The organism is Streptomyces sp. C36 (assembly GCF_040932295.1).
Lineage (GTDB): Bacteria > Actinomycetota > Actinomycetes > Streptomycetales > Streptomycetaceae > Streptomyces > Streptomyces triculaminicus.
Genome location: NZ_JBFQGI010000008.1, coordinates 242,347 through 255,969, shown reverse-complemented (window position 1 = coordinate 255,969; position 13,623 = coordinate 242,347). Strand labels below are relative to the sequence as shown.

Annotated in this window: 12 protein-coding genes; 7 read left to right on the top strand and 5 right to left on the bottom strand. The window is 74.1% G+C overall.

Annotation, left to right across the window (positions count from 1 at the left end):
* Positions 1-134 precede the first annotated feature (134 nt).
* From pheS to AB4K12_RS24695, 5 genes are all read left to right on the top strand, one after another.
* Positions 135-1,256: a phenylalanine--tRNA ligase subunit alpha gene (pheS, locus tag AB4K12_RS24715; RefSeq protein ID WP_368436253.1), complete on the top strand. Its 1,122-nt coding sequence runs from the start codon at positions 135-137 to the stop codon at positions 1,254-1,256.
* Positions 1,256-3,766: a phenylalanine--tRNA ligase subunit beta gene (gene pheT, locus AB4K12_RS24710; RefSeq protein ID WP_368436251.1), complete on the top strand. Its 2,511-nt coding sequence runs from the start codon at positions 1,256-1,258 to the stop codon at positions 3,764-3,766. Before pheS ends, pheT begins: the two co-directional genes overlap by 1 nt.
* A gap of 202 nt (positions 3,767-3,968) precedes the next feature.
* On the top strand, positions 3,969-5,150 hold the full coding sequence (locus AB4K12_RS24705; RefSeq protein ID WP_368436249.1) for a PP2C family protein-serine/threonine phosphatase: 1,182 nt from the start codon (positions 3,969-3,971) through the stop codon (positions 5,148-5,150).
* An 85-nt stretch (positions 5,151-5,235) separates the two neighbouring features.
* Positions 5,236-6,573 (top strand): transcriptional regulator, encoded by a 1,338-nt coding sequence (locus tag AB4K12_RS24700; RefSeq protein ID WP_362260832.1) that lies wholly within the window; start codon positions 5,236-5,238, stop codon positions 6,571-6,573.
* 58 nt (positions 6,574-6,631) lie between these two features.
* The gene (locus AB4K12_RS24695; protein WP_190065001.1) at positions 6,632-7,162 is read left to right on the top strand and encodes an NUDIX hydrolase; all 531 of its coding nucleotides are present in this window, start codon (positions 6,632-6,634) and stop codon (positions 7,160-7,162) included.
* Between the two features lie 38 nt (positions 7,163-7,200).
* Here AB4K12_RS24695 and AB4K12_RS24690 read toward each other — a convergent pair whose 3' ends face one another.
* Complete coding sequence (locus tag AB4K12_RS24690; RefSeq protein ID WP_086568989.1) at positions 7,201-7,458, bottom strand: hypothetical protein; 258 nt, start codon at positions 7,456-7,458, stop codon at positions 7,201-7,203.
* Between the two features lie 191 nt (positions 7,459-7,649).
* The gene (locus AB4K12_RS24685) at positions 7,650-8,507 is read right to left on the bottom strand and encodes a 3-hydroxybutyryl-CoA dehydrogenase (protein WP_086568987.1); all 858 of its coding nucleotides are present in this window, start codon (positions 8,505-8,507) and stop codon (positions 7,650-7,652) included.
* Between the two features lie 184 nt (positions 8,508-8,691).
* On the opposite strand from AB4K12_RS24685, the gene AB4K12_RS24680 reads away from it, so the two are divergent.
* A complete protein-coding gene (locus AB4K12_RS24680) occupies positions 8,692-9,936 on the top strand; it encodes a glycoside hydrolase family 10 protein (protein WP_368436247.1) in 1,245 nt (414 codons plus the stop codon).
* 13 nt (positions 9,937-9,949) lie between these two features.
* Here the strand turns inward: AB4K12_RS24680 and AB4K12_RS24675 are convergent, their stop codons facing one another.
* Complete coding sequence (locus AB4K12_RS24675) at positions 9,950-10,147, bottom strand: DUF1918 domain-containing protein (RefSeq protein ID WP_368436245.1); 198 nt, start codon at positions 10,145-10,147, stop codon at positions 9,950-9,952.
* 121 nt (positions 10,148-10,268) lie between these two features.
* Positions 10,269-11,192 (bottom strand): DMT family transporter, encoded by a 924-nt coding sequence (locus AB4K12_RS24670; RefSeq protein WP_368436243.1) that lies wholly within the window; start codon positions 11,190-11,192, stop codon positions 10,269-10,271.
* Here AB4K12_RS24670 and AB4K12_RS24665 point away from each other — a divergent pair.
* The gene (locus AB4K12_RS24665; RefSeq protein ID WP_368436241.1) at positions 11,191-12,636 is read left to right on the top strand and encodes a PLP-dependent aminotransferase family protein; all 1,446 of its coding nucleotides are present in this window, start codon (positions 11,191-11,193) and stop codon (positions 12,634-12,636) included. The genes AB4K12_RS24670 and AB4K12_RS24665 overlap by 2 nt on opposite strands.
* Here the strand turns inward: AB4K12_RS24665 and AB4K12_RS24660 are convergent.
* Positions 12,633-13,559, bottom strand: a complete 927-nt coding sequence (locus AB4K12_RS24660) for a LysR family transcriptional regulator (RefSeq protein ID WP_368436239.1) — start codon at positions 13,557-13,559, stop codon at positions 12,633-12,635. The two genes, AB4K12_RS24665 and AB4K12_RS24660, sit on opposite strands and share 4 nt — an antisense overlap.
* Positions 13,560-13,623 lie beyond the last annotated feature (64 nt).

Sequence of the window (13,623 nt, the reverse complement as noted above, 5' to 3'; positions counted from 1 at the left end):
GCGCCCCACGGGCTCACCGGACCACACGCGCCCCTTAGACTCGACCTTTGGCACCTTTGGCATCACCTGGCCAATGTCGTCGGGCAAAAGCCGCGCAGCGAAGCGAAGCCAGCCAACTGGAAGCACGGGAAGAGATGTCGGCACCGAATAAGTCGTACGACCCTGTCGAGGTCGAGGCACTGAAACCGCAAGAGATCGAGCGCATGCGGGACGAGGCGCTCGCCGCCTTCGCCGCCGCCGCCGACCTGGAAGCCCTCCGCGAGGCGAAGGCCGCCCACATGGGCGACCGCTCCCCGCTGGCGCTGGCCAACCGCGAGATCGGCGCCCTGCCCCCGCAGGCCAAGGCCGAGGCGGGCAAGCGCGTGGGCATGGCCCGCGGTGCCGTGAACAAGGCCCTCGCCGCCCGTCAGGCGGAGCTGGAGGCCGAGCGCGACGCCCGGGTCCTGGTCGAGGAGGCGGTCGACGTCACGCTGCCCCACGACCGTGTCGCCGCCGGCGCCCGGCACCCGCTCACCACGCTCTGCGAGCGCATCGAGGACGTCTTCGTGGCCATGGGCTACGAGGTCGCCGAGGGCCCCGAGGTCGAGGCCGAGTGGTTCAACTTCGACGCCCTGAACTTCGAGCCGGACCACCCGGCCCGCGCCATGCAGGACACGTTCTTCGTCCAGGGCGCCGACAAGAAGGCCGAATCCGGCATCGTCCTGCGCACCCACACCTCCCCGGTGCAGGTCCGCTCGATGCTGGACCGCGAGCCCCCCATCTATGTGGTCTGCCCGGGCCGCGTCTACCGCACCGACGAGCTGGACGCCACCCACACCCCGGTCTTCCACCAGGTCGAGCTCCTCGCCATCGACGAGGGCCTGACCATGGCCGACCTCAAGGGCACCATCGAGCACATGGTGCGCTCGCTGTTCGGTGAGGGCCTGACCACCCGGCTGCGGCCGAACTACTTCCCGTTCACCGAGCCCTCCGCCGAGCTGGACATGGAGTGCTACGTCTGCCGCGGCGAGTCGGTCGGCAACCCCGAGAAGGCCTGCCGGACCTGCTCCAGCGAGGGCTGGATCGAGCTGGGCGGCTGCGGCATGGTCAACCCCCGGGTGCTGGTCTCCGCGGGCATCGACCCGGAGAAGTACAGCGGATTCGCCTTCGGGTTCGGCATCGAACGGATGCTGATGTTCCGCCACAACGTCGAAGACATGCGAGACATGGTCGAGGGTGACGTGCGCTTCACCCGGCCGTTCGGGATGGAGATCTGATGCGCGCCCCGCTTTCCTGGCTGCGGGAATACGTCGACCTGCCGGCGGGCGAGACCGGCCGTGACGTACAGGCCAAGCTCATCGCCGCAGGCCTCGAGGTCGAGCGCGTCGAGCAGCTCGGCGCCGACATCAAGGGCCCCCTGGTCGTCGGCAAGGTGCTGACCATCGAGGAGCTCGAGGGTTTCCGCAAGCCGATCCGCTTCTGCACCGTCGACGTCGGCGACGCCAACGGCACCGGCGAGCCGCAGGAGATCGTCTGCGGCGCCCGGAACTTCTCCGTCGGCGACAAGGTCGTCGTGGTGCTGCCCGGCGCCGAGCTGCCCGGCGGCTTCGCCATCGCCGCCCGCAAGACCTACGGCAGGGTCTCGCACGGCATGATCTGCTCCGGCGAGGAGCTGGGCATGGGCGACGACGGCACGCACGGCATCATCGTGCTCTCGCCCGAGCACGAGGCCGGCACCGACGCCATCGAGCTGCTGCAGCTCGTCGACGAGGTCCTCGACATCGCCGTCACCCCCGACCGCGGCTACTGCCTGTCGATGCGCGGCATCGCCCGCGAGGCCGCCACCGCCTACGGCCTGCCGCTGCGCGACCCGGCCCTGCTGGACGTGCCCGCGCCCAACAGCTACGGCTACCCCGTCCAGGTCGCCGACCCCACCGGCTGCGACCGCTTCACCGCCCGCACCGTCACCGGCCTCGACGCCGAGGCGCGCTCCCCGCTCTGGCTGCAGCGCCGCCTGCAGAAGGCGGGCATGCGCCCGGTCTCGCTGGCCGTGGACATCACCAACTACGTGATGCTCGAGCTGGGCCAGCCGCTGCACGCCTACGACCGCTCCCGTGTGGACGGCACCCTCGGCGTGCGCCGCGCCCTGCCCGGCGAGAAGCTCGTCACCCTCGACGGCACCAAGCGCGTCCTGGACGCCGAGGACCTGGTCATCACCGACAACCGCGGCCCCATCGGGCTCGCCGGTGTGATGGGCGGCGCCGACACCGAGATCGCGGACCACGCGGCCGGCCAGGGCACCACCGAGGTCGTCATCGAGGCCGCGCACTTCGACCCGGTCGTCGTCGCCCGGGCCGCCCGCCGCCACAAGCTGTCCTCGGAGGCGTCCAAGCGCTTCGAGCGCGGCGTCGACCCGGAGGCCGCCTCCGCGGCCGCCCAGCGCACCGTCGACCTGCTGGTGCTGCTGGCCGGCGGTACCGCCGAGGCCGGCGTCACCGAGATCGTCGCCCCCAGCGGGCCCCGCACGATCACGATGCGCGCCGACCACCCCGACCGCGTCGCGGGCGTCGAGTACGGCCGTGAGACCGTCGTGCGCCGTCTGCAGGAGGTCGGCTGCGACGTCTACGGGCAGGACGAGCTGATCGTCACCGTGCCCAGCTGGCGGCCGGACATGACCGACCCCAACGACCTCGCCGAGGAGGTCATCCGGCTCGAGGGCTACGAGAACCTCCCCGCCACCCTCCCGCAGCTGCCGGCCGGCCGGGGCCTGACCCCGCGCCAGCGCCTGCACCGCCGGGTCGGCCGGGCGCTGGCCGGCGCCGGGTACGTCGAGGCGCTCAACTACCCCTTCATCGGGGAGTGGGCCCTGGACCACCTGGGCCTGGAGGCCGACGACCCGCACCGCACCGCCGTGCGCCTGGTCAACCCGCTCTCCGACGCCGAGCCGCTGCTGCGCACCACGCTGCTGCCGGGGCTGTTCGCCGCCCTGCGCCGCAACGACAGCCGTGGCGAGCACGACCTGGCGCTCTTCGAGACCGGCCTGGTCTTCCGCCCGACCGGCGACGAGATCGCCCCGGTGCGCCTGCCCGTCGACCGCCGTCCCACCGACGAGGAGATCGCCGCGCTCGACGCCGCGCTGCCCCGGCAGCCGCGCCGCGCCGCCGTGGTCCTCGCCGGGGCCCGCGAGCGGGCCGGCTGGTGGGGCCAGGGCCGCCCGGCCACCTGGGCGGACGCCGTCGAGGCGGGCCGTGCCGTGGCCCGCGAGGCCGGCGTCGAGCTGATCGTCCGCCAGGACCAGCAGGCGCCGTTCCACCCGGGCCGCTGCGCCGCGCTGCTCGCCGTCGTCGACGGCGAGGAGGTGCTCGTCGGCAACGCCGGTGAGCTCCACCCGCGCGTCACCAAGGCGTTCGGCCTGCCGGAGCGCACCTGCGCGATGGAGATCGACCTGGACCGCCTGGAGCAGGCCGGCACCGGCCCGGTCATGGCCCCGCACGTCTCCTCCTTCCCGGTGGCCACCCAGGACGTCGCGCTCGTCGTGGACGCCTCGGTCGCCGCGGCCGACGTCGAGGCCGCGCTGCGGTCCGGCGCGGGCGACCTGCTCGAGTCGCTGCGCCTGTTCGACGTCTTCACCGGCCCCCAGCTCGGTGAGGGCAAGAAGTCGCTGGCCTACGCGCTGCGCTTTCGCGCCGACGACCGCACGCTGACCGCCGACGAGGCCTCCGCGGCCCGTGACACGGCGGTCCAGGCGGCCGTGGAGAGCACGGGCGCGGTGCTGCGCGGCGCGTAGCGCCCGCAGCGGCCGACGCGCCGTACGCACGCGCGAGGGGCGCCCCGGACTTCCGGGGCGCCCCTCGTGTTTGTCACGCATCGTCAGCGAGGCACGCTCCGAATATCACTCAATGGGGTGGAATCAGGGGGTCAGGTCGTTACTTTCGCGTGACCGCTCGCAAGAATCGAGCGCGTCATTGCTGCAATGGGGGGCCGACGGCATGATCCGTGAACGGGCGCTTCAATGGCGGCGGGCTCTGGTGGTGGCGCTGCCCGGGCTGTGGGTCCTCGGAGTCGTCTGCTGGGAGCTGCTGAGCCCCCTGGGAACCCAGTTCGTCCAGCTCCTCGCCGCCGCGCCCGCGATCGCCTGCGCCGGCAGCGGACGCCGCCAGTGCGTCGTCCTGGGCGGCGCCTGCGCGCTGTTCGCCCTGGTGCCGCTGGGCTCCACCGGCCGCGCCGACGACGCCACCCGGCTCGGCACCTGCTGCGCGATCCTCGCGGTCCTCGGCGCCGGCTGCCTCACCTCGGGCCGCGGCCGCCGCCTCGCCCAGGAGCTCGAGCACGTCAGGGCGGCGGCCGCCGCCGCCCAGCGCGCCCTGCTGCGGCCCCTGCCGCCCCGGCTCGAGGGCCTCGCCCTGGCCGGCGGCCATCTGTCCGCCAGCAGGGGAGCCCTCGTCGGCGGCGACCTCTACGAGGCGCTCGACACCCCGCACGGCGTCCGCGTCGTCATGGGCGACGTCCGCGGCCACGGCCTGCCCGCCCTGGGCACCGTCGCCGCCCTGCTCGGCAGCTTCCGCGAGGCCGCCCACGACGAGCCCGAACTGCCCGGCGTCCTGCGCCGCCTGGAGCGCGCCCTGCAACGGCACCTGCGCGAGAGGGCCCGCGCCGACGCCGGGCCCGGGAGGGAACGGTGCGACGCCGAGGAGTTCGTGACCGTCCTGCTGCTGGAGGTCGGCGAGGACGGCGAGATCACGGCCCTCAACTGCGGGCACCCCTGGCCGCACCGCCTCACCGGCACCGGACACGGCGGCCCCCGCGCCGTCGCCGTCACCCCCGGCGACCCGCTGCCGCCGCTCGGCATGTTCCCGCTGCCCGCCGAGCTGCCCCCGCTCACCCTGGGCCGGCTGCGCCCCGGCGACGCCCTGGTCCTGCACACCGACGGCGCCGAGGACGCCCGCGACGCCGCCGGGGCGTTCTTCCCCCTCACCGGCGTCCTCACCGAGGCCGCCCGCCGCCCGCCCCTGGCCCCCGCGGCCGTCGTCGAGCACGTCCAGGACGCCCTGCTGCGCCACACCGGCGGCCGGGTCGGCGACGACTTCGCGCTGCTGGCCCTGCGCAACGACCGCCCCCGCGTCCCCGCCGAAGCGTCCCCCGCACCGCTCGCCCGCTGCGCCCGGCACTGAAGGACCGTACGGCGGTGGCTCGTTCACACCCCGTGCGAAGCGGCCTCCACTACGCTGATCCCACCGAGCGCACCGGAGGGCGGGCATGGAGCCCAACACACTGCTCGACGCCATCCTCGACGAAGCGGGAATATCCCACGCCGGCCTGGCCGCCCACATCAACGCGGCGGGCCGGGCGCGGGGGCTGGCGTTGCGTTACGAACACACCGCCGTCGCCCGCTGGCTCAAGGGCCAGCGGCCCCGCGGCCAGGTGCCGGACCTGATCTGCGAGGTCCTCGGCGAGCGGCTGCACCGCGCGCTGACCCTCGACGACATCGGCCTGGGCACCCCCGGCACCCCCCGGGCGCCGGGCACCCCGCTGTCGGGCTTCGTCGAGCGCGCCACCGCCCTGTGGCGCTCCGACGAACAGCAGCGCGAACACGTCGTCCAGGCCCCCGCCGTCACGGGCACCCCCGCCGTGATCCCGGTCTGGGAGTGGGAGAACCCTCCCGAGGACGCCGACGTCTCACGCCGCGGGCTGACCCGCGTCTCGCCGACCGACATCGAGATGCTGCGCGCGGCCCGCGCCCACTACGAGCAGATGTACCGCAAGGCCGGGGGCGTCGCGACCCGGGCCAGGGTGGTCGGCTTCCTCAACGCCGAGGCGGCGCCCCTGCTGCGCGGCAGCTACTCCGACGCCACGGGCCGTCAGCTGCACCGGGCCACCGGGGGCCTGGTGGCCGTCGCGGGCATCTGCGCGTACGACTCCGACGCCCACGGCCTGGCCCAGCGCTACTTCCACCAGGCGCTGCGGCTGGCCAAGGCCAGCGGGGACCGGGGCCTGGGCGCGTATGTGATCGCCCTGCTCGTCAACCAGTCGCTCTTCATGGGGGAGTACCGCCAGGCGGTCGCGTTCGCCGAGTCCGCGCTGCGGGCCGCGGGCTCCGACCTCACCCCCGCGCTCGCCGCCGACCTCTACGCCATGCAGGCCAAGGCGTACGCGCGGCTCGGCGACGGCGCCGGGGCGCTCGGCTGCATCCGGCGGGCCGAGGCGGCCGCCGAACGCATCCACCGCGGCCAGGAGCCCGCCGAGACCGGCTATGTCCAGCCCGGCCTGGTGAACGTACAGGTGGCGGAGGCGCTGCTCAGCCTCGGCGACCTCGGACCCGCCCGTGAGCACGCGGACCGGGCCGTCGACACCCCCGCTCACGACCGGGGCCGTGTCCACCGGCTCGCCATGCTCACGCACATCGAGCTGCGTCAGGGAGACGCGGACAAGGCGGTGGCCACCGCACGGGAGATGACCGAGCAGGCGAGAGGCATGGAATCGCAGCGCTTACGGGACCGGCTCCGAGCGGTGCGCGAGCACCTGATCGAAAGTGGGTGCGCGGCCACGGCCGAGGCCGCCGAGATGATCGACGGGGCGCTGCGCGTGCCCTTGTGAGACACGTCGCCGGGACGACGCCCGGGAGGTGGCCACCTCGGCGGAAGGTGGCTTACACGTGCGCTGGAAGAATCTCAGGGAGCTGACCGTCTACGAGAACCGCTGGTTCCAGGTCAATCTCGCGGACGTCGAACTCCCCGACGGCCGTCACCTCGACCACTTCCTCATCCGGCTGCGGCCCGTCGCCGTGGCCACGGTGGTCAACGCGGCGAACGAGGTCCTGCTGCTGTGGCGGCACCGTTTCATCACCGACAACTGGGGCTGGGAGCTGGCGGCGGGCGTCGTCGAGGACGGCGAGGACATCGCCGGCGCCGCGGCCCGCGAGATGGAGGAGGAGACCGGATGGCGGCCCGGCCCGCTGCGGCACCTGATGTCCGTCGAGCCGTCCAACGGTCTCACCGACGCCCGGCACCACATCTACTGGACGGACGAGGCCGAGTACATCGGTGACCCGGAGGACGGCTTCGAGTCGGACCGCCGGGAGTGGGTGCCGCTCAAGCTGGTGCCCGACCTGATCGCCCGCGGTGAGGTGCCGGCCGCCAACATGGCGGCCGCCCTGCTGCTCCTGCACCACATCCGGCTCGGCTGACGCCTCCCGCGTCGTCGGCCGTCCCCGTGGTTCCGCGTTCATCGGCCGACCGCCTGCCAGACGGCGACCGCCAGTCCGGCGAGGCCGGTGAGCGCGGCAAGTGACGGCAGCGGCCATGTGCCGTGCTCCAGAGCCCGTACCCGCTCGGTCATCTCGGTCAGATCGCGCTCCGCCTGGTCGCTGCGCTGGGTGAGCAGGGCCAGGTGCCCGTCGATGCGGACGACGCCGACGTCGAGGCTGCGCCTGAGCTCCGCGAGCTCGGCCGCCCTGACGGCGTGCTCGGGATGGATGGTCACGGTCCGTACCCCTTCCGGAAGGTCCATGCGTGGTGACGACGATCCGAGTCAATCGCGCGGACGGGCGGGGCGGGAGCGTGTGCGGAGGGTATCCGCGGGTCACCGGCGCACACCCCGTGTGAACGCGGAACCCCCGCCGGCGGGCCGGCGGGGGCGCGGTCGGTGACCGAGGGTCAGCGCACGGGGTGCTCTCAGTAGGTGTAGAAGCCCGAGCCCGTCTTGCGGCCCAGGCGGCCGGCGTCGACCATGCGCTGCAGCAGCGGCGGGGCGGCGTACAGCGGCTCCTTGTACTCCGCGTACATGCTGTCGGCGACCGAGGCGACGGTGTCCAGGCCGATCAGGTCGGACAGCCGCAGCGGGCCCATGGGGTGGGCGCAGCCCAGCTCCATGCCGTTGTCGATGTCCTCGCGGCTGGCGATGCCGGACTCGAACATCCGGATCGCCGAGAGCAGGTAGGGGATGAGCAGGGCGTTGACCACGAAGCCCGAGCGGTCCTGGGCGCGGATGGCGTGCTTGCCCAGCACCTTGGCGACCAGCGCCTCGGCGCGCCGGATGGTCTCCTCGCCGGTGGTCAGCGCGGGGATCAGCTCGACGAGCTGCTGCACCGGGGCGGGGTTGAAGAAGTGGATGCCGATGACCTTGTCCGGGCGGGAGGTCGCCACGGCCAGCTTGACCAGCGGGATGGAGGAGGTGTTGGAGGCCAGGATCGCGTCCGGGCTGGTCATCACCTGGTCGAGGACCTTGAAGATCTCCGTCTTGACCTGCTCGTTCTCCACGACGGCCTCGATGACCAGGTCGCGGTCGGCGAACTCGCCGAGGTCGGTGGTGAAGCTCAGCCGCGCCAGGGTGGCGTCGCGCTCCGCCTCGGTGATCTTGCCGCGTTCGGCGGCCTTGCCGAGGGAGTTGGTCAGGCGGGTGCGCCCCAGCTCCAGAGCGTCACCGGTGGTCTCGGCGACCTTGACGTCCAGTCCCGCCCGGGCGCACACCTCCGCGATGCCCGCGCCCATCTGGCCGCAGCCCACCACTCCGACGCGTGCAATGCCGGCGATTGAGTCTGTCACCTCGTGCCTTTCGCTGATCTTCGTCGATTGCCGCGGGTGGTCGAAGGTCGTCCGGCTCCCGCCTTGGCAAAGACGTTACTCCGCGGTCGGCGGTGGTGAGAGGGCCGGGGCGGGCATGCTCTGCGCGAATGGTGTGACACACGAGGCATCCTCAAGCAGGGAGGATTCGCAAATGGGGCGTTTGACCAGAAGAGGGTTCGGGGTGGCCGCCGCGGGTGCGATGACGGCGATACTGGCGACGGGCGAGGCGGGCGCGCTGCCGGCGCCCGAGGACGCCGGACGGAACCGCAAGCGGGAGTTCCGGGGCATGTGGACCGCCACGGTCGTCAACGTCGACTGGCCGTCGAAGCCCGGACTGCCCCCCGAGCGCCAACAGGCCGAGCTGACCGCGCTCCTCGACGTCGCCGTGGCCCGCCGGCTCAACGCCGTGGTCCTGCAGATCAGGCCCACCGCCGACGCCTTCTGGCCGTCCCGCTACGAGCCGTGGTCGGAGTACCTGACGGGCACTCAGGGCCGTTCGCCGGGCTGGGATCCGCTGGCCTTCGCGGTGCGCGAGGCCCACAAGCGCCGCCTGGAGCTGCACGGCTGGTTCAACCCGTACCGCGTCGCCAACCACACCGACCCCGGCCGGCTGACGCCCACCCACCCGGCCCGGGTGCACCCCGGCTGGGTGCTGCCCTACGGCGGCAAGCTCTACTACAACCCCGGCCTGCCGGAGGTCCGCCGCTTCGTCCAGGACGCCATGCTGGACGCGGTCTGGCGCTACGACCTGGACGGCGTGCACTTCGACGACTACTTCTACCCCTACCCCGTGGCCGGGCAGACCTTCGACGACACGGCGGCCTACGAGCGCTACGGCGCCGGCTTCCCCGACCGGGCGGCCTGGCGGCGCGACAACATCGACCGGCTGGTGCGGGAGATGGCCGAACGCATCAACAGGCGCAAGAGACATGTGCGGTTCGGCATCAGCCCGTTCGCCGTCTGGCGCAACCACGCCACCGACCCGCTGGGTTCCGACACCCGGGCGGGCGTGCAGACCTACGACGACCTCCACGCCGACACCCGCAAGTGGGTCCGTGAGGGCTGGATCGACTACATCGTCCCGCAGTGCTACTGGCACATCGGCTTCACCGTCGCCGACTACGCCAAGCTCCTGCCCTGGTGGGCGGAGACCGTACGCGGCACCGGCGTCCACCTCTACATCGGTGAGGCCCTCTACCGCGCCGGGGACCCCGCGCAGCCCGCACCCTGGCAGGACCCTGCCGAGCTCTCCCGCCACGTCGCCCTCGGCAGGACGTATCCGGAGGTGCTCGGCAACGTCTACTTCTCCGCGCAGCACGTCGCCCGGGACCGCATCGGCGCGATGGCGCGCGTGGTGAAGGACCACTACCCCCACCGCGCGCGTCCGCCGCGCTGACGTCCCGGCGCGGCTACTGGTCGGCGGCCTTGCGGTGGTCCACCACGGAGTCGGGCCCCGGCGACATGATGCTCTCGTGGCCGTTCTCCGCCCGGACCCGGTACGGAGGGGTGCCGTCACGGCCGAGGACCTCGACGATCTCCACGACGTGGTCCTGCTGGCCGACAGTCCTGCCGTGCACTACCAACCGGTCGCCCTTGCTCGCATGCATCGACGTGACCCTTTCGTCGCGAGAGACAGGTCCACTCGGATACTCCCAGCCTAGGGCGACCGGCGGTATAGGGCGCGCCCAGGAACCGCCGCTCACCCCGCCGCCCGCCGCGCCACGGCGGTCAGCGCGCGGCCCGCTGGGTCACGCCGATGCACACCAGCACGGCGAGGGCGGCCGCCGGGGCCGCCGGCGTCAGCCGTTCGCCCAGCAGCACCACCGACCACACCAGGGTGAGCAGGGGCTGGGCCAGCTGCAACTGGCTGGCCCGGGCCACGCCGATCACGGCCATGCCCCGGTACCAGATCCACAGGCCGACGAACTGCGAGCCGACCGCCACCCACAGCAGCCCGGCCACGGTGTGGGCGGTCAGCCGCACCGGCTCGGCCGACAGGGCCCACGCCGCCCCGGCGGCCGCCACCGGCAGGCACAGCACCAGGACCCAGGCGGTGACCTGCCAGCCGGGCATCTCCCGCGCGAGCCGGCCTCCTTCCGAGTAACCCGCCGCGCACACCAGCAGCGCGGCGAAGAGGTACAGGTCCTCGGTGGTCGGCGCCCCGCCGCTCTGCCACAGGGCGAAGCCCGCCACCACGGCCGCCCCGGCCACCGCCGCCGCCCAGAACAGGCGCGAGTGCCGGGCCCCGGTGCGCAGCGCCGCGTAGGCCGCCGTCGTCAGCGGCAGCAGGCCGACGACCACGGCCGCGTGGGAGGTGGTGGAGGTGCGCAGGGCGAGCGTGGTCAGCAGCGGGAACCCGACGACCGTGCCGCCGGCCACCACGAGCAGGGCGGGCCAGTGCCGGCGCGCGGGCAGGGCCACCCGCCCCACGAGCAGGGCGGCCGCGGCGAGCAGGCCCCCCAGGACCAGCCGGCAGGTGGTGACCGACCACGGGCCCATGCCCTCCAGGGCCCAGGCGGTCGCGGGGAAGGTGAGCGAGAAGGTGGCGACTCCCAGGGCGGCGAGCAGGGTGCCCGTGCCGAGCTCGGACCGGTCCGGGCGGCGATCCACCGCTATCGCGACCGGGGGAGTAGCGCTATCGTGAGCTGTCATGCACGAGCGTAACAGCGTGAGCGAGCTGGCCGGGATCCTGCGCGGAGAGCTCCACCGCTACTCTCCGGGTGAGAAGCTGCCGTCCAGCCGCTCCCTCGTCGACCGCTTCCGCGTCAGCCCCGTCACCGTCTCCCGGGCGCTCGCCGCCCTGACCGCCGAGGGCCTGGTCGTCACCCGCCCCGGCGCCGGCGCCTTCCGTGCCGAGCCCCGCCCCGCCCCCGCCCGGACCGGCGACACCTCCTGGCAGCAGGTCGCGCTGAGCGCCGAGACCGGCGACGAGGCCGTTCCCCGGTCCGTCGACGCCTCCGGCGTCGTCTCCAGCCTCGCCGTCCCGCCGCCCGGGGTCATCGAGCTCGTAGGCGGCTACCTCCACCCCACGCTCCAGCCCGAACGCGCCCTGGGCGCCGCCCTAGCCCGGGCCGGGCGGCGGCCGGGCGCCTGGGAACGTCCTCCGCTGGAGGGCGTGGGGGAGCTGCGGGCCTGGTTCGCCCGCGAGATCGGCGGTCCGGCCGGCCCGCTCGCCGCCTCCGACGTGCTGATCACCGCCGGAGGGCAGAGCGCCCTGACCACCGCGCTGCGCGCCCTCGCCCCGCCCGGGGCGCCCGTGCTCGTCGAGTCCCCCACCTACCCCGGCATGCTCGCCGCCGCCCGCGCCTCGGGGCTGCGGCCCGTGCCCGTCCCCGTCGACGTCCACGGCCTGCGGCCGGACCTGCTCGCCGACGCGTTCCGGGCCGTCCGCGCCCGCGTCCTGGTCTGCCAGCCGCTCTACCAGAACCCCACCGGAACGGTCCTGGCCGCCGACCGGCGGCGGGAGGTGCTGCGCGTCGCCCGCGCGGCCGGCGCCTTCGTGATCGAGGACGACTTCGCGCGCCGGCTCGCCCACGAGGACGCCCCGCCGCTGCCGCCCACCCTCGCCTCGGACGACCCCGACGGCGTCGTGGTGCACGTCTGCTCGCTGACCAAGTTCACCTCGCCCAGCCTGCGCGTGGGCGCCCTCGCCGCCCGGGGCCCGGTCCTGGACCGGCTGCGGGCCATCCAGATCGTCGACAGCTTCTTCGTCCCCCGCCCGCTGCAGGAGGCCGCGCTCGAACTCGTCGGCTCGCCCGCCTGGTCCCGCCACCGGCGTACCGTCGCCGCCGAGCTGCGCGTCCGCCGCGAGACGCTGCTGGCCGCGCTGCGCCGGGAACTCCCCGGCCTCACGGCGGAGTACGTGCCGCCCGGCGGCTTCCACGTCTGGCTGCGCCTGCCGGACGGCACCGACGAGAGCGCCCTGGCCGCCGCCGCGCTGCGCGCCGGCGTCGCCGTCACCCCGGGCCGGCCGTTCTTCTGCGCCGAGCCCCCGGCGCCGCATCTGCGGCTGTGCTTCGCGGCGGCCGCGAGCACCGCCGAACTGGAGGAGGGCGTCCGCAGACTGCGCACCGCCTGCGAGGAGACGGCCGGCTAGGGGGTGTCCCCCTGGGGCGCGTCCTGCTCCGCCGGCCCGCTCGTGATCCGCGCCACCGCCGCACGCAGCCAGCGGTGCGCCGGGTCGGTGTCCAGCCGTACGTGCCAGGCCATGCCCGTGGTCACCGCCGGCAGCTCCAGCGGGATCTCCCGCACGGCCAGCGGCAGCTCCTCGGCGGCCCGGGCCGCGACGGCGGCGGGCACCAGGGCCAGGACGTCGCCGCGCAGCGCGAAGAAACACGCGGTGATGTGCGTGGGAACGGTGGCCAGCACCCGGCGGGTCAGCCCGAGGGCGGCCAGGCGGTCGTCGACGACGCTGTGGAAGCGGCCCCTGCGCGAGGCGGTGATGTGCGGGATCGCGGCGAAGGCCGCGGGGGTCAGCGGCTCGTCCGCGCCCGGTGCGTCCCGGCGGCACACCGCCGCGAAGCGGTGCCGGGCCAGCTCCCGGCCGCGTACGTCCTGCGGGAGGTCCGGCAGGTGGCCGATGTCGAGGTCGACGCGGTCCCGCAGATCCGCGGGGTCCTCGTCGCCCTCGGGCAGCCAGCGCAGCTGGATGCCGGGCGCCTCCCGCGTCACCCGCTCGGTCAGCGCGGGGCCCAGGACGACGGCGAGCCCGTCGTCGGAGCGCAGGGTGAACCGGCGCCGCACCGCCGCGATGTCCACGGGCTGCGCCGGCCGCAGCGCGGCCAGCGCTCCGGCCAGGGCCGCCTCCACCGACGGTTGCAGCTGAAGCGCCCGCGGCGTCAGGGCCAGCCCCCGCCCGGCCGGCACCAGCAGCGGGTCGTCCAGCACCCGGCGCAGCCGGCCCAGCGTGCGGCTCATCGCGGAGGGGGAGATGTTCATCCGGGTCGCGGCCCCGGTCACGCTGCCCTCGCGCAGCAGGGCGTCGAGGGCCGGCAGGAGGTTCATGTCGGGCAACTGCATGCCGCCATAGTTGCACGGGAGTCACACTTGGCTTGAGTATTCGGACCTTGTGGTCAACCGTCGC

What these genes read in the sequence shown, in the direction of transcription:
- AB4K12_RS24680 (WP_368436247.1), top strand. Translation starts at nt 8,692, where the DNA reads ATGGGGCGTTTGACCAGAAGAGGGTTCGGGGTGGCCGCCGCGGGTGCG.
- AB4K12_RS24665 (WP_368436241.1), top strand. Translation starts at nt 11,191, where the DNA reads ATGCACGAGCGTAACAGCGTGAGCGAGCTGGCCGGGATCCTGCGCGGA.
- AB4K12_RS24705 (WP_368436249.1), top strand. Translation starts at nt 3,969, where the DNA reads ATGATCCGTGAACGGGCGCTTCAATGGCGGCGGGCTCTGGTGGTGGCG.
- AB4K12_RS24675 (WP_368436245.1), bottom strand. Translation starts at nt 10,147, where the DNA reads ATGCATGCGAGCAAGGGCGACCGGTTGGTAGTGCACGGCAGGACTGTC.
- AB4K12_RS24670 (WP_368436243.1), bottom strand. Translation starts at nt 11,192, where the DNA reads ATGACAGCTCACGATAGCGCTACTCCCCCGGTCGCGATAGCGGTGGAT.
- AB4K12_RS24660 (WP_368436239.1), bottom strand. Translation starts at nt 13,559, where the DNA reads ATGCAGTTGCCCGACATGAACCTCCTGCCGGCCCTCGACGCCCTGCTG.
- pheS (WP_368436253.1), top strand. Translation starts at nt 135, where the DNA reads ATGTCGGCACCGAATAAGTCGTACGACCCTGTCGAGGTCGAGGCACTG.
- pheT (WP_368436251.1), top strand. Translation starts at nt 1,256, where the DNA reads ATGCGCGCCCCGCTTTCCTGGCTGCGGGAATACGTCGACCTGCCGGCG.
- AB4K12_RS24700 (WP_362260832.1), top strand. Translation starts at nt 5,236, where the DNA reads ATGGAGCCCAACACACTGCTCGACGCCATCCTCGACGAAGCGGGAATA.